Origin of the sequence: Streptomyces sp. SID12501 (assembly GCF_010550245.1) — a bacterium.
Taxonomy (GTDB): domain Bacteria; phylum Actinomycetota; class Actinomycetes; order Streptomycetales; family Streptomycetaceae; genus Streptomyces.
On sequence record NZ_JAAGLU010000074.1, the window covers coordinates 1 to 20,212 of the forward strand.

The 20,212-nt window shown below is 70.1% G+C and carries 23 protein-coding genes and 3 pseudogenes; 8 read left to right on the forward strand and 18 right to left on the reverse strand.

All coding sequences use genetic code 11. The annotated features are described in order from the left end of the window. The 4 genes from G3I71_RS43530 to G3I71_RS43545 all read left to right on the forward strand — a co-directional run. Nucleotides 1-796: zinc ribbon domain-containing protein (locus tag G3I71_RS43530; protein WP_164324162.1), on the forward strand; the 796-nt coding region annotated here is incomplete at its 5' end. 363 nt (nucleotides 797-1,159) lie between these two features. After that, a complete protein-coding gene (locus G3I71_RS43535; protein ID WP_164324164.1) occupies nucleotides 1,160-1,693 on the forward strand; it encodes a helix-turn-helix domain-containing protein in 534 nt (177 codons plus the stop codon). 95 nt (nucleotides 1,694-1,788) lie between these two features. Continuing rightward, entirely contained in the window at nucleotides 1,789-2,460 is a 672-nt protein-coding gene (locus G3I71_RS43540; RefSeq protein ID WP_164324166.1) for a hypothetical protein, read from the forward strand. A gap of 148 nt (nucleotides 2,461-2,608) precedes the next feature. Continuing rightward, nucleotides 2,609-2,947 carry a DUF2516 family protein gene (locus G3I71_RS43545; protein ID WP_164324204.1) on the forward strand — a complete coding sequence of 113 codons (339 nt, stop codon included), beginning with the start codon at nucleotides 2,609-2,611 and terminating at the stop codon, nucleotides 2,945-2,947. A gap of 13 nt (nucleotides 2,948-2,960) precedes the next feature. Here the strand turns inward: G3I71_RS43545 and G3I71_RS43550 are convergent, their stop codons facing one another. The 3 genes from G3I71_RS43550 to G3I71_RS43560 all read right to left on the reverse strand — a co-directional run bounded on the left by G3I71_RS43550 (nucleotide 2,961) and on the right by G3I71_RS43560 (nucleotide 6,813). Beyond that, entirely contained in the window at nucleotides 2,961-4,334 is a 1,374-nt protein-coding gene (locus G3I71_RS43550) for a PP2C family protein-serine/threonine phosphatase (protein WP_164324168.1), read from the reverse strand. Nucleotides 4,335-4,658: 324 nt separating this feature from the next. Next, complete coding sequence (locus tag G3I71_RS43555; RefSeq protein WP_164324170.1) at nucleotides 4,659-5,750, reverse strand: NlpC/P60 family protein; 1,092 nt, start codon at nucleotides 5,748-5,750, stop codon at nucleotides 4,659-4,661. Between the two features lie 199 nt (nucleotides 5,751-5,949). After that, on the reverse strand, nucleotides 5,950-6,813 hold the full coding sequence (locus G3I71_RS43560) for a class I SAM-dependent methyltransferase (protein WP_164324172.1): 864 nt from the start codon (nucleotides 6,811-6,813) through the stop codon (nucleotides 5,950-5,952). A 249-nt stretch (nucleotides 6,814-7,062) separates the two neighbouring features. On the opposite strand from G3I71_RS43560, the gene mshA reads away from it, so the two are divergent. Both mshA and G3I71_RS43570 read left to right on the forward strand, forming a co-directional pair. Beyond that, nucleotides 7,063-8,313: a D-inositol-3-phosphate glycosyltransferase gene (gene mshA / locus G3I71_RS43565; RefSeq protein WP_203732942.1), complete on the forward strand. Its 1,251-nt coding sequence runs from the start codon at nucleotides 7,063-7,065 to the stop codon at nucleotides 8,311-8,313. Beyond that, nucleotides 8,306-8,797: a YbjN domain-containing protein gene (locus tag G3I71_RS43570; RefSeq protein ID WP_164324176.1), complete on the forward strand. Its 492-nt coding sequence runs from the start codon at nucleotides 8,306-8,308 to the stop codon at nucleotides 8,795-8,797. The genes mshA and G3I71_RS43570 overlap by 8 nt, the downstream gene beginning before the upstream one ends. 69 nt (nucleotides 8,798-8,866) lie before the next feature. On the opposite strand, the gene G3I71_RS43575 is transcribed toward G3I71_RS43570, so the two are convergent. From G3I71_RS43575 to G3I71_RS43590, 4 genes are all read right to left on the reverse strand, one after another. Then, a complete protein-coding gene (locus tag G3I71_RS43575) occupies nucleotides 8,867-9,118 on the reverse strand; it encodes a type II toxin-antitoxin system RelE/ParE family toxin (RefSeq protein ID WP_164324178.1) in 252 nt (83 codons plus the stop codon). Further along, nucleotides 9,115-9,384, reverse strand: a complete 270-nt coding sequence (locus G3I71_RS43580; protein ID WP_164324180.1) for a type II toxin-antitoxin system prevent-host-death family antitoxin — start codon at nucleotides 9,382-9,384, stop codon at nucleotides 9,115-9,117. The genes G3I71_RS43575 and G3I71_RS43580 overlap by 4 nt, the downstream gene beginning before the upstream one ends. Nucleotides 9,385-9,905: 521 nt before the next feature. Next, nucleotides 9,906-10,106, reverse strand: coding sequence for a hypothetical protein (locus G3I71_RS43585; RefSeq protein ID WP_164324182.1), 201 nt, complete (start codon nucleotides 10,104-10,106; stop codon nucleotides 9,906-9,908). Beyond that, complete coding sequence (locus G3I71_RS43590; protein WP_164324184.1) at nucleotides 10,103-10,549, reverse strand: hypothetical protein; 447 nt, start codon at nucleotides 10,547-10,549, stop codon at nucleotides 10,103-10,105. The genes G3I71_RS43585 and G3I71_RS43590 overlap by 4 nt, the downstream gene beginning before the upstream one ends. Nucleotides 10,550-10,702: 153 nt before the next feature. Between G3I71_RS43590 and G3I71_RS43595 the strand changes: the two genes are divergently transcribed. After that, nucleotides 10,703-10,954: a winged helix-turn-helix domain-containing protein gene (locus G3I71_RS43595; RefSeq protein ID WP_164324186.1), complete on the forward strand. Its 252-nt coding sequence runs from the start codon at nucleotides 10,703-10,705 to the stop codon at nucleotides 10,952-10,954. Between the two features lie 185 nt (nucleotides 10,955-11,139). Here G3I71_RS43595 and G3I71_RS43600 read toward each other — a convergent pair. After that, nucleotides 11,140-12,027, reverse strand: a pseudogene (locus tag G3I71_RS43600) (MDR family MFS transporter); the annotation flags it as partial. A 335-nt stretch (nucleotides 12,028-12,362) separates the two neighbouring features. Continuing rightward, nucleotides 12,363-12,503 (reverse strand): annotated as a pseudogene (locus G3I71_RS43605) (MFS transporter); the annotation flags it as partial. Between the two features lie 150 nt (nucleotides 12,504-12,653). On the opposite strand from G3I71_RS43605, the gene G3I71_RS43610 reads away from it, so the two are divergent. Next, entirely contained in the window at nucleotides 12,654-13,415 is a 762-nt protein-coding gene (locus tag G3I71_RS43610; protein ID WP_164324188.1) for a phosphoglyceromutase, read from the forward strand. A 78-nt stretch (nucleotides 13,416-13,493) separates the two neighbouring features. Here the strand turns inward: G3I71_RS43610 and G3I71_RS43615 are convergent, their stop codons facing one another. The 9 genes and pseudogenes from G3I71_RS43615 to G3I71_RS43655 all read right to left on the reverse strand — a co-directional run. Continuing rightward, complete coding sequence (locus G3I71_RS43615; protein WP_164324206.1) at nucleotides 13,494-14,729, reverse strand: tyrosine-type recombinase/integrase; 1,236 nt, start codon at nucleotides 14,727-14,729, stop codon at nucleotides 13,494-13,496. Nucleotides 14,730-14,800: 71 nt separating this feature from the next. Continuing rightward, nucleotides 14,801-15,019: a helix-turn-helix domain-containing protein gene (locus G3I71_RS43620; RefSeq protein ID WP_164324190.1), complete on the reverse strand. Its 219-nt coding sequence runs from the start codon at nucleotides 15,017-15,019 to the stop codon at nucleotides 14,801-14,803. A 195-nt stretch (nucleotides 15,020-15,214) separates the two neighbouring features. Continuing rightward, on the reverse strand, nucleotides 15,215-16,378 hold the full coding sequence (locus G3I71_RS43625; RefSeq protein WP_164324192.1) for a DUF3631 domain-containing protein: 1,164 nt from the start codon (nucleotides 16,376-16,378) through the stop codon (nucleotides 15,215-15,217). Next, the gene (locus G3I71_RS43630; protein ID WP_164324194.1) at nucleotides 16,375-16,722 is read right to left on the reverse strand and encodes a hypothetical protein; all 348 of its coding nucleotides are present in this window, start codon (nucleotides 16,720-16,722) and stop codon (nucleotides 16,375-16,377) included. Before G3I71_RS43630 ends, G3I71_RS43625 begins: the two co-directional genes overlap by 4 nt. After that, nucleotides 16,719-17,630, reverse strand: coding sequence for a bifunctional DNA primase/polymerase (locus G3I71_RS43635; RefSeq protein ID WP_164324196.1), 912 nt, complete (start codon nucleotides 17,628-17,630; stop codon nucleotides 16,719-16,721). Before G3I71_RS43635 ends, G3I71_RS43630 begins: the two co-directional genes overlap by 4 nt. Then, the gene (locus G3I71_RS43640; protein ID WP_164324198.1) at nucleotides 17,627-18,700 is read right to left on the reverse strand and encodes a DNA cytosine methyltransferase; all 1,074 of its coding nucleotides are present in this window, start codon (nucleotides 18,698-18,700) and stop codon (nucleotides 17,627-17,629) included. Before G3I71_RS43640 ends, G3I71_RS43635 begins: the two co-directional genes overlap by 4 nt. Before the next feature lie 86 nt (nucleotides 18,701-18,786). Then, nucleotides 18,787-19,287: a hypothetical protein gene (locus tag G3I71_RS43645; protein WP_164324200.1), complete on the reverse strand. Its 501-nt coding sequence runs from the start codon at nucleotides 19,285-19,287 to the stop codon at nucleotides 18,787-18,789. A gap of 33 nt (nucleotides 19,288-19,320) precedes the next feature. Beyond that, nucleotides 19,321-19,785, reverse strand: coding sequence for a hypothetical protein (locus G3I71_RS43650; RefSeq protein ID WP_164324202.1), 465 nt, complete (start codon nucleotides 19,783-19,785; stop codon nucleotides 19,321-19,323). A 203-nt stretch (nucleotides 19,786-19,988) separates the two neighbouring features. After that, a pseudogene (locus G3I71_RS43655) lies at nucleotides 19,989-20,212 on the reverse strand (ATP-binding protein); the annotation flags it as partial.

Consider the following 20,212-nt stretch of genomic DNA (forward strand, 5'->3'; position numbering starts at 1 on the left):
AGCGCAGCGGCCACAGGTGCGCACCCCCGGCCGGGAGCCCGGTGCCGAGGGCGGCCCGCCCTGCCCCTGGTGCGCCACCCCCAACCGGCCGGACCGCCACTTCTGCGGCCGGTGCGCGATGTCCCTGGCGGGTCACGGCCCCGAGTCCCCGGGCCACCGCCCGTGGTGGCGCCGCCTGCTGGGCAACCGCAACGGCGAGACCCCGTGGGCGGGTGAGCGGCCGCGCCTGCGCCGGGGCTTCGGGCGCGTCCTGAACTGGGTGGTCGGCGCGCTGGTGCTGTCCCTGCTGATCACGGCCGTCGTCTACACCGACACGGCGGTGGGGGCCGTACGCGACCACTTCGCCAAGCGGGCTGCGGTCGACCCGGACAAGATCAGCGCCTCGCGGTCCTACCCGGGCCACAAGCCGGAGCTCCTCTTCGACAAGCTCAGCAACACCTGGTGGGGGCCGGGGATCACACAGTCCGCCGAGGGCGAATGGGTGGAGGCCCGCTTCGCCGAGCCGACCCGGCTGCTGGACGTCATCATCACCCCGGGTGTCTCCACCCAGGCCAGCCAGCTCTCACAGTCGGCCCTGCCGCGCCGCATCGACGCGCGCGTCACCACGGCGGACGGAAAGACGACGACCCGCACTCTCACCCTCGACCGGGGGCCGGGCGGCCAGCGCCGGGCCTTCCGCGTCGGCGACGTCACCTCGGTCCGCCTCATCCTGCGCTCGGCGTACGGTGCCGCCTCCGACAAGCAGGTCGCCATCGCGGAGATCGAGTTCTTCGGGCGGTCGAGCAGCAACAGCTGACAGCCAGGTCCGTACTTCGCGGGTCGTTGATTCAGGTCGTTGCGCGTGCCGGCCGGCGTCCGTAGTGGGGGTGGCCGCGTTGACCGGGGGTGACGAAATCCTCCCGGTCTCCGCGGCCCCGGACGCGGCGCCCGCGTATGGAATACGTGGTCAGCGCCGTGGTGGAGAAGCGTCTGGGCCCTCCGTCCGTCGCGGGAACCGTCTTCATCGCCCCGACCCCCGCCTCAAAGGTCGACGACAATCTCCACCCACGACTCGTCAACAGACCATCTTTTTCGGTAATCCGTCGGGCTCGAAGTGGCGTAGCGCACTTTTGCAAGCAGGCGCTTGCAATAGTTAGCAAGGGTGCGGCAAGGTGGACGCATGGCAACGCTCAACGTCGGCAATCTTGGTGAGTACCTGCGCGACCAGCGGCGCACCGCGCAGCTGTCCCTCAGGCAGCTCGCCGATGCCGCCGGGGTGTCCAATCCGTATCTGAGCCAGATCGAGCGCGGGCTGCGCAAGCCGAGCGCGGAGGTGTTGCAGCAGGTCGCCAAGGCGCTGCGGATCTCCGCCGAGACGCTGTACGTGCGGGCCGGGATCCTTGACGCCGAGCGGGACCGGGACGAGGTGGAGACGCGTGCCGCCATCCTCGCCGATCCCACGCTCAGTGAACGGCAGAAGCAGGTGCTGCTGCAGATCTACGAGTCCTTCCGCAAGGAGAACGGGTTCGAGATCGCCGGGATCGCCGATCCGGGCAGCGCACCCGCCTCGACGGACGTCCCTGTGCCGGACGTTCCGGGTGCCGCTCACAGCGACACGGGCAGTGACACGGGCAGAGACACAGACAGTGATGCAGGCAGAGACACAGACATAGGCACCGGCAGCGACGCCGACCCGCAGCAGACGGCCAGTTGACGCACCAGACGCACCAGATGCTCCGGTCGAGACCGGCCCGACGTTCGCGGAAACCCCAAACCCTCAGTTCGAAGCAACCCGGGAGGACCATCACCATGGCCATCACCGACGACCTCCGCAAGACCTTCAGCGACCCCACGCCGTTCTACTTCGCCGCCGGCACCGCCGACCTCGCCCTTCAGCAGGCCAAGAAGGTGCCCGGCCTGGTCGAGCAGCTGCGTGCCGAGGCGCCGGCCCGGATCGAGGCCGTGCGCGCCACCGACCCGAAGGCGGTTCAGGAGAAGGCCGCCGCTCGCGCCAAGGAGGCGCAGGAGAAGGCCGCCGGCCGTGCCAAGGAGGCGCAGGAGACCATCCAGACCAAGGTCGGCGAGTTCATCACCACGCTGGACGGCGACTTCAAGAAGCTCGGCTCCACCATCGACGCCGACCTGAAGAAGCTCGGCGAGAGCGCCACGGACCTCGCCCTGCGTGGTGTCGGCGTCGCCGCCGAGTACGCCGTGAAGGCGCGCGAGACGTACGAGAAGGTCGCCGAGCACGGCGAGCAGGCCGTGAAGACCTGGCGCGGCGAGGCCGCCGAGGAGATCGAGGAACTGGCGATCGCCGTCGAGCCGAACGCCGAGCCGGTCGAGGTCAAGGTGGCGACCGAGGAGAAGGTGCCCGCCCCGGCTCCCGTCGAGGCCAAGGTCGCCCCGGTCGCCAAGCCCGCCGCGAAGAAGGCCCCGGTCCGCAAGCCCGCCGCCAAGAAGACGACTCCGCCCACCAAGTAGGCAGAGCCGAACGGGTGAAACAGCGTGTACGAGGACGGGTCGGGCACTCCATGAGTGTCCGGCCCGTTTGGCGGGTAGCGGGTTTCCGGTGGCGGGTACGGTGACCGCACGGACGAACTGACCGAACTTGGTGGTGGACGTAGTGCTGATGCAGGGCTTCGACGGGTTCATGTGGCTGCTGAGCACGGCCTTTACCCTTTTCAGCGGCTTCGCGCTCATCGACGCCGCGGTGCACCGGGAGGACGCCTATCGGGCGGTCGACAAGAAGACCAAGGTGTTCTGGCTGGTCGTCCTCGGGCTCGCCTTCGTGGTGAGCCTGTTCTTCGAGATCCTGTCGTTCCTGCCGATCATCGGCCTGGTCGCGACGATCGTGTACATGGTCGACGTACGACCGGCCCTGCGCGGTCTCCCCGGCGGCGGACGCAGCCGCAGAGGCGGCGGCTCCAGCAGCGACGGGCCGTACGGGCCCTACAACGGCGGTCGCTGACCCGCCCCGATACTCACGCCAGGCGGTCCAGCAGCAGGACCGCCAGGTCGTCCGTCAGCTCCCCGCCGTTCAGCTCGCGGACCTCGCTCACGGCCGCCCGCAGCAGGTTCTCACCGCGCAGGCCCTGGGCCAGCTGGCGGCGGATCATCGCCACCATGCCGTCCTGGCCGAGTCGTTCCCGGCCCGCGCCGACACGGCCCTCGATCAGGCCGTCCGTGTAGAGCATCAGCGTCCACTCGGCCCCCAGTCGCACCTGCGTACGAGGCCAGCGGGCCCCCGGCAGCAGTCCCAGCGCCGGGCCGTTGTTCTCGTACGGCAGCAGCTCCGCCACGGCCGGAGAGTCCGAGAGCCCGCAGGACGCGGGCGCCGGGCGGATCAGCAGCGGAGCCGGGTGGCCGGCCAGGCACAGGCCCGCGCTGCGGCCGTCCGGCGAGATGTCGACCGTGCAGAGCGTCGCGAAGATCTCGTCGTTCTCGCGTTCGTGTTCGAGGACCTGCTGCAGCGTGCCCAGCAGGTCGTCGCCGCACAGGCCCGCCAGGGTCAGCGCGCGCCACGCGATGCGCAGCTCCACGCCGAGCGCCGCCTCGTCGGGGCCGTGTCCGCACACGTCGCCGATCATCACGTGGACCGTGCCGTCGGGCGTACGCACCGTGTCGTAGAAGTCGCCGCCGAGCAGGGCGCGGGAGCGGCCGGGGCGGTAGCGGGCGGCGAAGCGCAGCGAGGAGCCGTCGAGGAGCGGGGTGGGCAGCAGGCCGCGTTCCAGGCGGGCGTTCTCCTGGGCCCGCAGCCGGGACTCGGTGAGCCGGCGTTCGGCTCGGTCGGAGCGTTTCCTCTCCACCGCGTAGCGGATCGCGCGGCTCAGCAGCCGGCCGTCCAGCTCGTCGCGGAAGAGGTAGTCCTGGGCGCCGACGCGCACCGCCTCCGTACCGCGCTCGACGTCGCCTGAGGCGGTGAGCGCGAGGACGGCGTGCCGGGGCGCGATCCGCAGTACGTGCTTCAGCACCGCCAGTTCGTCGTCGTTGCCGTCCTCGCTGTGGTGGGGCGCGGGCAGGGCGAGGTCCAGCAGGATGCAGTGGACGTCGTCGGTGAGCAGCCGCTCGGCCTCGGTGAGGTTGCGTGCCGTACGCACGCGGATCGGCTTGCCCGACGCGTCGAGCAGCTCGGGCACGACGGGAGAGCCGCCCGGGTCGTCCTGGATCAGCAGCAGGGTCAGATGCGTGTTGGGGGCCGTGACGGGTGCGCTGATGGGGGCGGTGAGGGGGGTGGTGCTGGAGGGGCCGTCCGGGCAGGGGATGCCCGTGGAGGTCGCTCCGGGCATGCCGGGCGCCGGCGCCTGACTGTTCTCCAGGGCCGGGACCGCTCTCTGCCGCGGTACGGGTACGGGCATCGTCGTGGGTTCCTTCCCTCCCCCCGAGGGCACGATGGGCGAGGGGTCTCGATCCACCGACCGGGACCATAGCGGTTGACAGGCCCGCAGCGGAATGGTCGGCGGCGCGTCCATGGGGTGGCGCCGATGTCATATGCCTTGCTCTGCAACGCACTTGGGCACGAGGTTGCCCACCCGGGGATGACGAACATCACGTCCGCCAGAGGGTTTGGCGGTGCCGGTGGGTGCGGTGCGTCACGTGGGACGGGTCACGGGCGGTGCGGGATGTTCCGTACGGCATGAAAGTTGCCGTATGTGACCAATTGTCCGCGGTGGCCGCCGGGTTCACGCGCCCGGCCGGACCACCCCGAGTATCTTCATCGATCCCGCCCCCGCGATCGTCACCGTCCGCCCGGGCCGCGGGGCGTGCACCATCTTGCCCTCGCCCACGTACATGGCGATGTGGCTCGCGTCGTCGAAGTAGACGATCAGGTCGCCGGGACGCATGTCCTCGATGTCGACGTGCGGAAGCTGGTCCCACTGCTGCTGCGAGGTACGCGGGATGGTGACCCCGGCCGCCGCCCAGGCCGCCGAGGTCAGGCCCGAGCAGTCGTACGTGCCGGGGCCCTCGGCGCCCCACTCGTACGGCTTGCCCGTCTGTGCCGTGGCGAACTGCACGGCCTTCTCGGCCTGTGCCGTCGTACTGCCGTCGGTGTCGTCGATGACGCCGGAGCCGAGCCAGGACGTCTGCGCCTTGGCGGCGGCCTCGCGCTCCAGCTCCGCGAGGCGTTCCTTCTCCTCCTTCTGGAGCTGGGACTCCAGGTTCTCGGCCGCCGCGATCTGCTGCTCGATCTGCTTCTGGGCGGCGGCCCTGGCCTTCCGGCTCGCCTCCAGCTTCGTCCACTGGGCCGAGGCGTCCTGCGCGTACAGCTGCAAGTCCTGCTGGGTGCGCGTCATTTCGGCGAGCAGGCCGGTGGTCGCCTTCTCGCCCTGCCGGATCAGGCTGACCCCCTCCAGCCACGCCTGCGGATCGTCGCTGAGCCACAGCCGCGCCGTCGGCGGCAGACCGCCCGAGCGGTACTGGGCGCGCGCCGCGGCACCCGCGCGGTCCTTCAGCTGGGCCAGCCGCTTCTGTCCCTTGACGATCTCCCGGGCCAGCTCGACTATCTCGGCGGACTGCCGCTCGGACCGCTCCTCGGCCGCGTTGTAGGCGTCCGTGGCGACCGCGGCGTCGTGGTAGAGCTTCTCCAGCCTCTTCTGTACGGCTTCCAGGTCCTTGTTCGGCGGCAGCGTCACGCTCGGGGTCGGTGTGGCCGTCGGGGTCGGGGTCGGGGTCGGTGCTGGGCTTGCGAACGCGGCGCCCGCGCCGCCGAGGACAGTGACCGCGCAGACCAGTCCCACGGCCGTCGCGACCAGACTCCGCTTGCCGGCTCCCATTCTCCGTACCCCCGTACCATTTCGCCCACTTGATTAACCGTCAGTAACTTACGGTGCCCGGGGGATCGTGCCATGTCACCGCAAAAAGCAACAGGCATCCCGCAGGTTGCGTGCCTTTCCCACGTTCCCCGCATGTGTGACGAACGGCGTACAGAGATCGTTGCCCTCGAACCGTGAGCAATTCGAGGCACCTGACAACTCAGCGCCGAGGCGCCAACGCCCCCCACGCCACGGTCACTTCACCCTGCCGCCACCGCGTCGGCCCGTCCGTCACCGGCCAGTCGGCCGTGAGGTCCCGTACCGCCCGGATCCAGCGCTGGCGGGCCCCGTACGAGGCGTAGGGCGCCGCGCCCGCCCAGGCGCGGTCGAAGTCGCGCAGGAAGGCGTGCACCGGTTCACCGGGGATGTTCCGGTGGATGAGGGCCTTCGGGAGGCGCTCGGCGAGGTCGGAGGGGCGGTCCAGGGAACCGAGCCGGGTCGCGAAGGTGACCGTGCGAGGCCCCTCCGGCCCCAGGGCGACCCACACGTGCCGGCGTCCGATCTCGTCGCACGTCCCCTCGACGAGCAGCCCGCCCCCGAAGTCGCCCCCGGGAGTGCCCCCGAGTGTGCCCCCGAAGGTGCATCGGGAGTCGCTCGTGGCCGGTGCGAGCCGGGCGCACAGCCGCGCCCAGACGTCGGCGACCTCGGCCTCGTCGTACTGCCGCAGGACGTTCGCCGCGCGGATCAGCGTCGGCCGCTCCGGCACCGGCACCTCGAAGCCGCCGTGCCGGAAGGTGAGCCCCTCGCGCTCGTACGGTTTCGCCGCCGCGACCCGGGCGGGCTCGATCTCGACGCCCACCACGCGCACGCGTGGCGCCACGGTACGCAGTCGCGCGAGCAGCTCGACGGCGGTCCAGGGCGCGGCCCCGTACCCGAGGTCGACCGCGACGGGGGAGGGGGCGCGGCGCAGGGCGGCGCCGTGCGTGGCCGCGATCCAGCGGTCCATACGGCGCAGCCGATTGGGGTTGGTCGTCCCACGCGTCACCGTTCCAAGGGGGCGTACCGATGCGCGGGGAGCAGCCATGCGTACGAGGGTAAGGGGCGGCACGCTATCGAACGGTTGAGCGGGAAACAGTAATGATTGGGCAAAGAGGAAATGGGTCGCCCCCTCCCGGCGTTGACCCTTCGGAGCTGCGCGAAGGGCGAACCGTGAAGAGCGCGCCGCGAACAGCAAGCTGCGAACAGCGGCAAAGGTCTGGGCCGAGAAGGAGGAACGCGCGTGAGCCAGTACATCGGCCTGCTGGGCCGCCGTCGCAGGCCCCGCCGGGTGGCCATGCTCTCCGTGCACACCTCCCCGCTCCACCAGCCAGGCACGGGCGACGCCGGCGGTATGAACGTCTACATCGTCGAGCTCGCGCAGCGCCTCGCCGCGATCAACATCGAGGTCGAGATCTTCACCCGGGCCACCACGGCCGCCCTCCCCCCGTCCGTCGAGCTGGCCCCCGGCGTCCTCGTGCGCCACATCGACGCGGGCCCCTACGAAGGCCTCCCCAAGGAGGACCTGCCGGCCCAGCTGTGCGCCTTCACGCACGGCGTCATGCAGGCCTGGGCGGGCCACCGCCCCGGTCACTACGACCTCGTGCACTCGCACTACTGGCTCTCCGGCCACGTCGGCTGGCTCGCCGCCCAGCGCTGGGGCACCCCCCTGGTGCACGCCATGCACACCATGGCCAAGGTCAAGAACGCCGCCCTGGCGACCGGCGACAGCCCCGAGCCCGCCGCCCGCGTCATCGGCGAGATGCAGGTCGTGGCCGCCGCCGACCGTCTCATCGCCAACACCGCCGAAGAGGCCGACGAACTCGTACGGCACTACGACGCCGACCCCGGCCGGGTCGCCGTCGTCCACCCGGGCGTCAACCTCGACCGCTTCTCCCCGGCCGACGGCCGCGCCGCCGCCCGCGCCCGCCTGGGCCTCCCGCAGGACGCCCTGATCCCTCTCTTCGCGGGCCGCATCCAGCCCCTGAAGGCCCCCGACGTGCTGCTCCGCGCGGTCGCCGTCCTCCTGGACGAGCGCCCCGAGCTGCGCGCCAACATCGTCGTCCCGATAGTCGGCGGCCCCAGCGGCAGCGGCCTGGCCAAGCCGGAAGGCCTGCAGAAGCTCGCCGCCCGCCTGGGCATCGCGGACGTCGTACGCTTCCGCCCGCCCGTCAACCAGGAACAGCTGGCGGACTGGTTCCGGGCGGCCTCCGTCCTCGTCATGCCGTCCTACAGCGAGTCGTTCGGCCTGGTCGCCATCGAGGCCCAGGCGGCGGGCACACCTGTGCTGGCGGCAGCGGTGGGCGGCCTCCCGGTGGCGGTCGACGACGGACGCACGGGATTCCTCGTACAGGGCCACGATCCGGCCGCCTACGCGCGCGTGCTGCGCGATTTCGCCGACAACGACACCCTGACCGCCCGCATGGGCGCGTCGGCGGCCCGGCACGCCAAACGCTTCGGCTGGGACGCCTCGGCCGCCGCCACGGGGGACGTCTACACGGCCGCGATGCAGGCCCACAGGCGTCGCGTACGCTCGCTGCATGGCTGATTCGGCGTCGATCATCGAGCAGGTCCTCACCGAGGCCGAACTGGACTGGGAGAGCCCGAACCCCGGCAACTACGTCGTAAAACTCCCCGGGACCCGCAAACTCTCGACGACGGTCTCGCTCCTCGTCGGCAAACACTCCCTCTCGCTGAACGCGTTCGTGATCCGCCACCCGGACGAGAACGAGCCGGGCGTCCACCGCTGGCTCCTGGAGCGCAACCTCAAGCTGTACGGCGTGAGTTACGCGGTGGACCGCCTGGGCGACGTGTACGTGACGTCCAAGCTCCCCCTGTCCGCGATCACCCCGGAGGAGATCGACCGCCTCCTCGGCTCGGTCCTGGAGGCGGCCGACGGCGCCTTCAACACCCTGCTGGAGCTGGGGTTCGCGTCGGCGATCCGCAAGGAGTACGCCTGGCGGGTGTCCCGGGGCGAGCCGACCCGCAACCTGGACGCCTTCGCCCACCTGACCCGGCGTCCTACGGACTGAATCCTCGCCCGAGCCGGTAGCGCCCGGGGGCCCCTCCGACCAGGGTGTGGGCTCGGACTCCGACTCAGGTCAGGCTCCGGTTCGCCCGACGTGTTCGATGTGAAGGGTGCGCGCGTCCTGGTCGAAGCGGTAGAGGATGCGCCAGGGCCCGTGATGAAGGCGGCGGTGGTGAGTGCCCCAGGCTCGGGATCCTTCGGGCCTGGGGTTCTCCGTGAGTTGGTCGGTCGCCTGGAGAAGTGCGTCCACCCCCTGCGGGTCGTCCTTGAGGTAACCAGTGGCCTCGTTGAGCGCTGCTGGTTCCCACTGGACCTGCCAGGTCACGCCTCGCTCCCCCTTCCCGCGGCTTCGAGAAGCGCACGCCGTGCCTCGGCATGCGGGACGGGAGTCTCCGTACGTCCGAGGGCACGGTCACGCTCAAGACGCGCGAGCGCGAGCGCGTCCTCCAGGTCTTCGAGCTCCGCAGGAGAGATGAGGACCGCGGTCGGGACACCGTGATCGGTGAGGGTGATGTGCTCGTGCTGGGCGGCCCGGCGTGCGAGTTCTCCGAGCTTGCCTCTGGCTTCAGCGATTGGATATGTAGCTGACATGAATCTAGTGTACAGATGGATGACACTTTCGCCCTCGGAGTCAGGTGCCGCAATGTGTTCCACCGCTGCCGCGCTCCGGCGGAGGTCGGTGACCTACCGGAGCGCCGCAGCCTTCGGGTGGTCGGTCAACTCCGCAAGATCTGGAGGGAGTTCATAGGCGGACTCCCTTCGCGGGGACCGGAGTCAGCCGGTGGCAGGAGCACGTGCACACCAGGTACCGCACGCCGGGGACACCGCTGTCACGGGGCTCGAAGTCCCGGCAGCGGGGATGCTGACCGAGAGTGCACCGGGGTGACCGGTACGGGGGTTCCGGCGTCCAGGCCGGCTCGGGGGCGTGGGTCACTCGGCCGTCCTCCGGTGGGGTGGGATCACGTTCCATGTGCGGCCCCAGGGGTCGCGGTGGTCCCCGTCGTGCCCGTGAGGGAGCACGCACGCGCCCAACTCGCTGAGGATGGGAGCGTGGTGCAGCAGGGAGGCGCGGGCAGTCCCGCACCGGTCCGTGTGCGTCGTCGGCGGCGTGCTCATCCGGACCCCTCGGCGTAGGCGAGGCGGTAGGCCGCCCACAGTTCCCGCCCGCTCTCGCAGCCGTCCTGTGCCTTGCGTACGTCCTTGCACTCGGCGCATTTACGCGTGTGCTCGAACCACAGGCGGTAGGCGCGCAGCATGGGCAACTCGGCCTGCCGCCCGGCCGCGCCGACCCTGGCACCCCTCGTGCCGGTCATCGGACGCCACCCCCGACCGGGACGGCGTGGATGTTGCGACGGTCGAGGTCGAGACGGAAGTGAGCCGCCAGCACGAGGACCCGCCGCCGCCTCCACCGCAGCGCGCGTTCCCGGGCCGTCCAGTAGGGCCGTACGCGGGCTGTACGGGGTGACTTGGCCGCCTCGGGAGCCCAACACCCCGCGAGGCCGGGCAGATACGGCCGCGACAGACGGGACGCGGAACCGTCCAGCGCTGCTGTGTCGGTGCTGTACGGGGACCTGCGCTGGGCCGGTACTTGTGCTGCCGGGTGCGCGTGATCTTTTACGTTTCTGCTGGTTACGACGGTTCGAGTTGCCGCCGGTGTCTTGCGGCGGGTGCCGGTCGCGGGCAACAGGCGGGTGAGTCCCCAGAGAACCAGGGTCACCAGAAGCCAGTGCAGCGCGGTGGCGCTACGCTCGGCCATGTTCATCAACTCCTAGTCGGTTGGTGGGCCACGCCCCCGGCCGTGACAGCGGCGCGGGGGTCTTCCATTGATGTACCACGGTACGCCACGGTTGCCATTGGTACACCATGGGCTAGCAAGGCAGATCTCGGTGCACCAGGCAAAGCTGAAGGTATGGCCGAGTACGAGTGGCAGCGGATTGCACGCACCGTTGAAGAAGAGATCAGGTCGGGACGTATCCCGCCGGGTGGAGCACTGTCCAGCATTACGCGGATGGCGGAGACCTACGGCGTCGCCGACCGGACTATCCGACGCGCGCTACGGGACCTTCGTGAGCGAAGGCTGATTGAGACGCTGCCGCACAAGGGTTCCTTCGTCGTTGACGTGTTGCCGCCTACCGACCCGCCAGGGGCTGGAGTCGTTTGAACTGAAGGAGCCAGGCGAAGGCACTCTCCACCCTCCAGTAGCCGCACGCGGCCCTGGCCGCCCTCCCCATCGGGTCAGCCGCCCCACCGTTGCCCGGGCGGTGCACGAAATCCGGCCGCTGCTGGCCCCCGGCGCGGCTTCGCTGTCCCCGACCGGCCCGGCGTGTGCCTGCGGACCCTGGAAGGTCAGGCTGCCTGTTCGGCCACAGCCCCGGACACCGAGGCTCCCGAGGGCGGGTCAGCCAGGCCGGTGTCGTCGTCCTTCACCGCACCCCGTCCCATCAGCACCCAGTACCCCGCCCCCGCCACCGTCCCGATGACCGCGCACAGCCCCCACAGCCACTCCGCGCCGAAGCGGTCGATGACGAAGCCGGACATCAGCGGGGCGATCAGGCCGGCCACCGACCAGGACATCGTGTACATGCCCTGGTAGCGACCGCGCCCGTGCAGCGGTGACAGCCGTACCACCAGCCCCGTCTGGGTGGGCGCGTTGACGATCTCGGCCAGGGTCCAGACGCAGACCGTGAGGACGAGGATGCCGACCGACCCGGCGAACGCGGTGAGCCCGAAGCCGTACCCGGCGAGGAGGGACGAGGCCGCGAGGAGGCGACGGGCGTCCCGGTGTTCGATGAAACGGGTCACCGGGATCTGAAACGCCACGATCAGTACGCCGTTGACGGCGATGACCATCCCGAAGTCCGCCGGGGTGAACCCGGCCTCGCCCATCGCGATCGGCAGCCCGACCGCGGCCTGCTGGAAGATGAGCGCGACGAGGAAGCACAGCCCGACGACGCCCATGAAGCGCCCGTCGCGCAGGACGGTCCCGAGCCCGACGGAGGCCTCCGCCCCCTCCTCCTCGGTGGCCCGCGTCGGCCGTGACTCGGGCAGCTTGAGGAAGACGACGACCGCGCAGGCCAACGTCATACCGGCCTCGACGAGGAACCCGGCCGTGTAACTGACCTCGGCGACGAAGCCGGCGCCGGCGGAGGAGACGGCGAACCCGAGGTTGATCGCCCAGTAGTTCAGGGAGAACGCGCGGACACGGTCCTCGGGGCGCACGATGTCCGCCATAAGGAGTGTGTACGAGGTCGAATTAGCTCGATCGAGTGATCGCGGGCTTGCGGGCTTGCGGAGTCCTGGGCCGATCGGGCTAACGTGATTGTGCGACCTGGGACACCGGGTACGGCGTCAGTGTGCGGGGCCCCTGCTCCACCAGAGGATGGTTCAGGGCCTCTCCGTCGCCTCTGGCCGTACCCACCTGGCCAGGTCGCACAGGGAACTGGCCTCCCGGGCCCGGACCACGCACAGGATGCGTGTCGCCACCCGGGGTCGAGTACGCCGGGGACCAGCTCGCCCAAGACCGTTCGGGGCGCGCGACTGAACGGACTCACTCCCGCTCAGTCCACAGGAACGGTCAGGTAGATCGCCATGAACGTGGCGACGAAGGCCCCGAGCCGGTTGACGAGGGTGCTGGTCCACAGCCACCAGAACTCGCGGGGCAGCCCGGAGACGGACTCTCGGGCAGCGCGCTTCAGGGCGGCGAGTGGCACAGGAATCCCCCACGGACGTAAGCAGCTCGAACGGTGATGACAACTTACGAGCGGGTCGCGCGCGTGAGCCACTCAATTAGCAGATCCCGTCAACCGTCCGGTTGCCGGGCGGTCGAGCAGCGGATCAGAACGTTCTATTACGCTCGGGGCATGGCCGACGCACCGTACAAGCTGATCCTCCTCCGCCACGGCGAGAGCGAATGGAACGCGAAGAACCTGTTCACCGGCTGGGTGGACGTCAACCTCACCGACAAGGGCGAGAAGGAGGCGGTCCGCGGCGGTGAGCTGCTCAAGGACGCCGGTCTGCTCCCCGACGTGCTCCACACGTCCCTCCAGAGGCGCGCGATCCGCACGGCCCAGCTGGCCCTGGAGTCCGCGGACCGCCACTGGATCCCCGTCCACCGCAGCTGGCGCCTGAACGAGCGCCACTACGGCGCCCTCCAGGGCAAGGACAAGGCCCAGACGCTCGCCGAGTTCGGCGAGGAGCAGTTCATGCTCTGGCGCCGCTCCTACGACACCCCGCCCCCGCCCCTCGAGGACGGCACGGAGTTCTCCCAGTCGGGCGACCCGCGCTACGCGACGATCCCCCCGGAGCTGCGCCCCCGCACGGAGTGTCTGAAGGATGTCGTCGACCGCATGCTCCCGTACTGGTACGACGGCATCGTCCCCGACCTCCTCACCGGCCGTACGGTCCTGGTCGCCGCCCACGGCAACAGCCTCCGTGGCCTGGTCAAGCACCTGGACGGCATCTCCGACGAGGCGATCTCCGGCCTGAACATCCCGACGGGCATCCCCCTCGCCTACGAACTGGACGCCGACTTCAAGCCGGTGAAGGCGGGCGGTACCTACCTCGACCCGGACGCGGCTGCGGCGGCGATCGAGGCGGTCAAGAACCAGGGCAAGAAGAAGTAGCCTTTGTGATCATGCCCCCGACCTGCGCACACGGCGCAGATCGGGGGCCGTCGCGCGTTCTGGGCCGCCTGTGGGCCGTCAGTGCTCCGGACCTTGCGGTCGCAGTGCCTCCCCGAGGGCCGTCCGGGCACGGTCCCGGCTACTTGGCATGAGGTGTGCGTACACCTTCAGCGTGAGCCCGGGATCGGAGTGACCCAGGTACTCGCTCACGGCCTTGATGCTCTCCCCGCAGTCCAGCAGTACGGACGCGTAGAAGTGCCGCAAGGCGTGCATCCCGTGCTCACGGGCGGCGGCGTGCTCTCGGCTCTTCGCCTTGGGGATGACGCCGACGGCCGCAAGCGCGGGCTTCCAGTGGTCTTCGTTCAGTGACGTACGCCAGACATGCCCACCGTTGGGCCCTGTGAAGATCAGGGTTTTCGTCACGGGGCGCCCGCCCTTCCGCATCCACGGCAGCGTGATCTCTACCGGTGGGAAGAGCTTCATGTGCGCTTGCAGCGCTTCCGCTACGGGCTCGGGGAGCGGTACGTCACGCAGCTTGCCGCCCTTCGGGGGAGCGAACACGGGCGTACTCAAGCTCACCTTGAGCTGCTGTACGACGTGCAGCATGCCGTTGTCGAAGTCGAGCTCTTCGACGGACAGCCCGAGGATCTCGCCCTGCCTGAGCCCACAGCCCGCGCCCACGTCCAGCATGGGCCGGAACCGCTCCACGAAGTTGCTGCGCATGGCGTGGACGCGCTCCGGGAGCCACGGGACCACGCGACGCGCTCCCATCTCGGGGAGCGTCACTGTGCGCGAATGGCAGGGGTTCCGGGGGAGGTAGCCGTCTTCGACTGCGGCGCTGAGGATCGCGCGCACGTTGGAGAAGATGACGCGGGCGTACGAGCCGGACATGCCGGACCCCTCAAGCTGCGTCACGAACTCGCGGATGTGGCTCGGCTGGAACGTCGCCAGCGAGCGGATCCCGATGCGGGGAAAGGCGTGCAGTTTGAGCTGAGACGTCATCGACGCCTTGGTGTTCGGGTCGCCGCTCTGTGTTGCCAGCCACTTTTCGGCGAACTCCTGGAACGTTGTGCGGGTGGACTTCGGGTCCTTGTACTGGCCGCGTGTCATGTCGGCCTCGATGTTGGTCAGCCAATCCTCAGCGCGACGCTTCTGTCCGTCGGGGAAACTCTTGGACCTCTCGGACCCGTCGGGCGCGATGTAGCGGGCCCGGTAGCGCAGACCCTTGCCATGGCGATCGGTCTTGGTGCGGGTGGTCTTGCCGTTGATGTCGGTGTCGGTCTTGAACCAGCGGTCTTGGATGTGGCCTGCCACGTTGTGCTCCTTGGTCAGGAAGCCGGAGGGGCGCGACTCGTGCAAGTCGCGCCCCTCCGGTCGTGGGTTGATCAGTTGTCTTCGGTGCGCTCGTGGATCCATGCACGGACCGCTGCGGGATCGAAGCGGACGTGCTTGCCGATGCGGATGCCGGGCGGCCCCATGCGCTTCCGGCGCCAGGCGTAGACGGTTTCGACGCTCGGGAGTTTGAACATCACGGCGAGATCTTCAGGAGTGAGGTAGAAGTCCGGGAGTCCGGATCGGGGGTCGCTGGAAGTGGGCGTTGCCATGGCGACGTGCTCCTCGCGTCCGGGGCGGGGAAGGGAGAGGCGGGACCCCCTCCTCTGAGGGGCGCTACTTCCGCTACCGCCGCTACCGCGCAGGTCAGAGGCCTGTTGGAGGTAGCGGGAAAGGTAGCGGTAGCGGATGGGTAGCGGCACGGTAGCGGCAACCTGGGGTGGTTGCCGCTACCGTGTTGTCGCAGGTCAGGAAGGGTTTTCGGTGCCCGGTAGCGGAGGTAGCGGACTTTCCGGGGGTGGGGGGCAGTAGCGGCCCCACGCGTCGTGCAGATCGGTGGCGTAGTAGCCCTTGAGGACGCTCCCGGCGGCCTTGATGTTGCGGGACGCGATCGGCTCGGTGTCGGCCGTCATGTACTCCGCGAGCATCTTCGACAGGCGCCGGCTGTCGAGTGGCTTGCCGCTCAGGTCGGCCCACGGTGCGTCATCGAGCGCGTTGAGCCTGTCGAGGATGGCGATGGTGGGCAGACGGTCGATGCCGACCAGCACGTGATCACGCAGGTCGGTCAGCAGCCGGACCCCGAGACTGCCTTTGTCGTTGGTCTTGGACGCGGTCACCAGCGTCACGCACGCGGCGCGGGCCCGGTCGGGCCAGTCGCCGCCGGCGGCGTCGGCGATGGCGAGCAGGGGTTCCCACACGTCGGCGGGGCGGTCGCTGACCTCGTCGGGCATGTCGGGCCAGGCGCCCATGACGAACCCGCGTGCGTGTTCGGCCCATTGGGCGAGCCGGTCACGGAGCTTGTGACCTTCCGCCTCGTGCAGGCGGGCGCGGAAGGGTTCGATGCGCTCGTTACGGGCCCGTCGGCGCATGCGGATGATGACGGACCGCGTCATGATCGTGTCGGGCAGGTTCCCGAGTCCGGCGACCGCGACTCCGCAGTACGACGGGAATGCCTGAACGGTCTGGTTGCCGCCGTCCCCGATGCACCGGTAGGTGACCCCGGTACGGCGGTGCCCCGCGTTCAGGAACCCGCGCAGTTCCTCGTTGTCGCCTGCCTTCGGGCCGAACACGGTGTCGATCTCGTCGAACAGGATCGTGGGCCGCCCGTTCGGTCCGGACACCGACCGGAACAGGGCGGCGGCGGACGCGTTGACGGCCGTCATCGGCTCCGGCACGAGGGTTTCCACGATCTCCAGGGCCCGCGACTTCCCCGACCCCGGTTCCGGTGACAGGAACGCGAGACGCGGTGTGGAGTCGAAGCAGTCCAGCAGGTGAGCGTGCGCGTCCCACAACGCGACGGCGACGTAGGCGGCCTCGTGGGGGAAGACGTTGAAGCGGCGGTGGAACGCTTCCACCTCGTTGAGCAGCGCGGCGCCGTCGATGGCAGGCGGGGTGGGGGTCGACTCGGTCATGCGGCGGCCCTTCCTTCCGTGGTGGTGCGGAGCGGGCAGGTGTCGCGGTGTGCGGTGTGGTCGTCGATCAGGGCGAGCACGCGCGGGTGTCCTACGGCGCTGCGGTTCCGGCCGCACTCGCACCGTGAGGTGGCGGTCGGGGTGGCCCTGCCCGGCGCGCAGATGTGGAGCCAGGCGACGGGGTAACGGCCGTCGCTGTGCGGCGGGTTGGGGCGAACGGCATTGGGGACGCCTTCGGCGACGCCCTTGGGTTCGCCCATGGCGGTCCGGGGTGCGGTGGGTTCGGCGGCGCGCGGGTTGGTGCTGGGTCCGGTGAGGCTCTTAGAGAGACGGGGAGAGGTCATGTGGCCCTGGCCCGGGGCGAGTTGTGGGTGATGGACCAGTCCAGGGCGCGTCGGATGACGTCGTCGTAGTAGCGCTGTGGCTGTGTGGCGTTGGCCCCCGCCGCTCCTCTAAGAGCGTCTTCGACCCGTACGCGGGTGAGGTCGCCGGATGCGATGAACCGTCCCAGGGCGCGGGCGGCGCGCAGCAGTGTGGCGTTGCGGGTGCCGTCGGCGGCGGTGGCGACGTTGTGGACCTCGTTGGTGAACGCTACATCCGCATATCTGCTGGATTGGCCCGCTACGGGTACTGAGGGTGCCTGTAGCGGCTTGGGGGCGGGTTTCAGGATGCTCAGCAGCCATCCGGGCACCGGGGCCGCCACAGAGCCGCTGAGGGCTTTGTAGGGTCCGATGGGGGTGATGCTCCCGGCGGCGACGACGTAGCCGCCGGTTGCGCGGGTGTCGACCAACGGGCCGATGGTTCCTGCGGTGTTGGTCAGTCGCACACCGTCCGGGGCGGTGAAGTACAGGTGTGATCCGCCGCTCGCGGTCCGCACCCGGTAGGTGTCGGGCACCCGGTGGCCGGCGCGCTCGCAGAGCGCCGTAAAGGTTGTCGCGCCGTCAGGCGTGTCTGAACTGCACTGCCCGTTCCTGCTGTTGGGTTTGGGCATGTCCAGGTCGACGACCAGCAGCCCGGAAGGGCCGGCGGCGATGCCGACGTTGTACGGGGCCCGCGACCAGGCGGTACGGATCACGTCGGGGTCGGTGGTGGCTCGTTGCTCCCACTTGCGGTGTCCCACCATGCACGGGCCGGTGCCGGGGCACGCGGCCTCACCGTGCAGGGCGGGGCGCTTCGTGCCGGGACGGAGCGGGAAGACGTGCCAGCCTTGCTCGGCGGCGGTCAGGGCCGCGTTGAGGAGGTGTTCGCTCATGCGGCGGCCCTCCATTCGAGCCGTGCGGTCGTCCGGGGTTCGAGCAGCAGGCCGTAGGCGTGCCGGGCCTGCCGAGGGACGACACCGTTGCCGAGGATGCGGAGTTGTTCCTTGCGGGGGATGCCGGGCACGGCGGTGACCCAGCCGTCGGGCAGGCCCATGAGCCATTCCGTGAACACGGGCGACAGTCGGCGGTTGCCGCGGGTGCCGGGTTCGGTAGGGCACGGTGCCGGCCGTCCGGTGATGTGCTCCCAGCGGCGGATGGCGGGTCCGTAGTCGGTGCCGTCGGTGGAGACCCAGCTACCGCTGTATGGGAGGCGGTTGACGACGAATTCGTTGAGCGGGCGGGAGTTGCGTTCCAACAGGTTGGAGGCGCCCGACTTCCAGTCCCGCGCGGCCGGTGTGGGGACCAGGCTCAGACTTCCGGCGGCGCCGACAGTCGGGTGACGGCGGTGCGCAGGTTCAGTCCGCCCCGTCGTTTGGGGGAGGTGCCGGGGCCGCCAGTGCCGTCCGAGCTGGTGGGGGTCGGCATCAGCGGGATGGCCAACTGCGAACCAGCGGTCGCGTTCGTGCGGGGCGCCGGTTTCGGGGTCACCAGCTCGTAGGCATGTCCACCGGACGTCATACCCGAGCGCGGCCAGGTCGGCGGCGACGACGTCCAGCCCCCGCGAGCGGAGCGCCGCCACGTTTTCCAGGAAGACGAGCCGCGGTCGAATGTGGCCCACAGCCTGAGCAACGTTTTTCCAGACGCGCGACCACTGGCCATTGATTCCGTCCCTTCGTCCTGCGTTGGAGGTGTTGCGGCAGGGGAAACCGGCGCCGATCACGTCCGGGGCGTACAGGTCGCGGACCCGGTCCCAGTCGACGGCGGTGATGTCCCCCAGGTTGGGGATGCCGGGGTGTCGGGCGGCGAACACGGTCGCGGCGTGCGGGTCGTTCTCGGCGAACGCGGCGAGCCGGCCGCCGATTCGGGCACGCATCGCTGCTTCCAGTCCGCCGTAGCCGGCGCACAGACCCACGATCGTCGGCGGCGAGTCGGGCACTCGCCGAATGTCGGTGCGTTGCGTCATGCTGGGAGACCTCCACAGGTCATTGAGTGGCAGGTGGACAAGGGCGGCCCCGCGCTTTGGCGAGAGGGGGGCCGCCCTTGGCGTAGCTACTGGTTCTTGGCCCACAGGGCGTACTCGCGGCGGATGTAGCCGCGCGGGTCGCCGGTGACGGTGGCGCCGTCCAGTTCGATCAGGAAGTGGGCCAGTTCGAGGGCGTGTTCGTCCCTCAGGCGGTGGTCGGGCGGGAGGTTGGCGCTCCTGCGGTCGACGACGGCGGCGCGGCGCAGCCACCACTCCCGGTTGCGCTTGCCGGCGTCGGCCTGGCTGATGAGCCAGTCGAATTCGTCGCGGGGGTGCGGGGCTCCGGCGTACGCGTCTTCCGGCGTCGGCCACGATTCCGGCTCCGGCCCGGGGTCGTCGTTGGCGGTGGTGTCGGGCAGCAGGAGTGCGCGGGCCACGGTGGCGGCGACGGCGGCGATGTTGCGGGGGTCGTCGTGGGTGGTGCGGTAGTCCTGCCGCTCGCACTGTTCCCAGACGGCGAGGGCGATCGCTTCCATGAGCGGGTCGTCTTCCCGGAGGGCGGCGGATGTGGTGGCGGGCGTGGTCATGGCTTCCTTTCGAGGCACGGGAGTTGGGCCCTTTCAGCCGTAGAACTTGTTGCGCTTGATGACTGCCTTGCGGGCGTTGATCGTGGTCCCGCCCTTGTGGCCGCTCGCGCTGAACACCTGGACGGCGATCCAGCCGCCGAAGATCACGGCGGCCAAGGTGATGAGCTGAGTGATCAGTGCCGTCAGGGCGGTGATGAACGTGGTGAGCAGCAGCAGTCCGCCGCACACCGCGAGGAACCCGACACCCCCGAGGGCGACGTTCACGGCCGTCCGGGAGACGGCCAGCGAGGTGGCGACCGGTTCGGGCCGCACGGGGTTGATGGCGTAGCCGGTGACGACCCGCCCGTCGGGCAGCACGACGGACGCGACCGCCGGGACGGTGCCCGGCTGGACGGGAACGAGCGGCGCCGGAACGGCGATGACGGGCTGTATCGGGGTGGGGTAGTGGACGTCCAGCGCCCGCTGCGCAGGCGGCTGGTGGGTGTGGTCGGGGTACATGCGGAATCCCTTCCGGCGGTGGGCCAGGGAGGCAGGGACACCCCCTGACAGGTGAGCTGTGGAGGGGGTTTCAGGGGTCTGACCTGCGATGCCTCCCTGCCTCCCTGACGATCATTTATGCAGGTCAGAGCCAGGGAGGCGGGCCAGGGAGGAGGTCAGGGAGTTCTCCCTGCCTCCCTGGCCCGCCGGGGGTCGGCTCCCTGTCACTCGGCGGCGGAAGCGGAACCGTCGCTGTCGCGGTTGGTGAGGGCGCGTGAGACGCGTTCGGCACCGACGACCATGCGGCCGTCCGACTTGTACGGCTCGGCTCCGGTGCCGTCCAGGACGCGCTTGAGGTCGATGAACGACCAGGCGCCGTAGGCGTCCGCGTCCAGGACGGCCAGCCGCTTGAGGACGTCCTGCGTGAGCACACGCGAGGCGTCCCCGA

Bases quoted from the DNA above. Each gene is read 5' to 3' on its own strand.
- G3I71_RS43535 (WP_164324164.1), top strand. From the start codon at position 1,160: ATGGCAACGCTCAACGTCGGCAATCTTGGTGAGTACCTGCGCGACCAG.
- G3I71_RS43540 (WP_164324166.1), top strand. From the start codon at position 1,789: ATGGCCATCACCGACGACCTCCGCAAGACCTTCAGCGACCCCACGCCG.
- G3I71_RS43545 (WP_164324204.1), top strand. From the start codon at position 2,609: ATGCAGGGCTTCGACGGGTTCATGTGGCTGCTGAGCACGGCCTTTACC.
- G3I71_RS43550 (WP_164324168.1), bottom strand. From the start codon at position 4,334: ATGCCCGTACCCGTACCGCGGCAGAGAGCGGTCCCGGCCCTGGAGAAC.
- G3I71_RS43555 (WP_164324170.1), bottom strand. From the start codon at position 5,750: ATGGGAGCCGGCAAGCGGAGTCTGGTCGCGACGGCCGTGGGACTGGTC.
- G3I71_RS43560 (WP_164324172.1), bottom strand. From the start codon at position 6,813: ATGGCTGCTCCCCGCGCATCGGTACGCCCCCTTGGAACGGTGACGCGT.
- mshA (WP_203732942.1), top strand. From the start codon at position 7,063: ATGCTCTCCGTGCACACCTCCCCGCTCCACCAGCCAGGCACGGGCGAC.
- G3I71_RS43570 (WP_164324176.1), top strand. From the start codon at position 8,306: ATGGCTGATTCGGCGTCGATCATCGAGCAGGTCCTCACCGAGGCCGAA.
- G3I71_RS43580 (WP_164324180.1), bottom strand. From the start codon at position 9,384: ATGTCAGCTACATATCCAATCGCTGAAGCCAGAGGCAAGCTCGGAGAA.
- G3I71_RS43585 (WP_164324182.1), bottom strand. From the start codon at position 10,106: ATGACCGGCACGAGGGGTGCCAGGGTCGGCGCGGCCGGGCGGCAGGCC.
- G3I71_RS43590 (WP_164324184.1), bottom strand. From the start codon at position 10,549: ATGGCCGAGCGTAGCGCCACCGCGCTGCACTGGCTTCTGGTGACCCTG.
- G3I71_RS43595 (WP_164324186.1), top strand. From the start codon at position 10,703: ATGGCCGAGTACGAGTGGCAGCGGATTGCACGCACCGTTGAAGAAGAG.
- G3I71_RS43610 (WP_164324188.1), top strand. From the start codon at position 12,654: ATGGCCGACGCACCGTACAAGCTGATCCTCCTCCGCCACGGCGAGAGC.
- G3I71_RS43620 (WP_164324190.1), bottom strand. From the start codon at position 15,019: ATGGCAACGCCCACTTCCAGCGACCCCCGATCCGGACTCCCGGACTTC.
- G3I71_RS43625 (WP_164324192.1), bottom strand. From the start codon at position 16,378: ATGACCGAGTCGACCCCCACCCCGCCTGCCATCGACGGCGCCGCGCTG.
- G3I71_RS43630 (WP_164324194.1), bottom strand. From the start codon at position 16,722: ATGACCTCTCCCCGTCTCTCTAAGAGCCTCACCGGACCCAGCACCAAC.
- G3I71_RS43635 (WP_164324196.1), bottom strand. From the start codon at position 17,630: ATGAGCGAACACCTCCTCAACGCGGCCCTGACCGCCGCCGAGCAAGGC.
- G3I71_RS43640 (WP_164324198.1), bottom strand. From the start codon at position 18,700: ATGACGCAACGCACCGACATTCGGCGAGTGCCCGACTCGCCGCCGACG.
- G3I71_RS43645 (WP_164324200.1), bottom strand. From the start codon at position 19,287: ATGACCACGCCCGCCACCACATCCGCCGCCCTCCGGGAAGACGACCCG.
- G3I71_RS43650 (WP_164324202.1), bottom strand. From the start codon at position 19,785: ATGTACCCCGACCACACCCACCAGCCGCCTGCGCAGCGGGCGCTGGAC.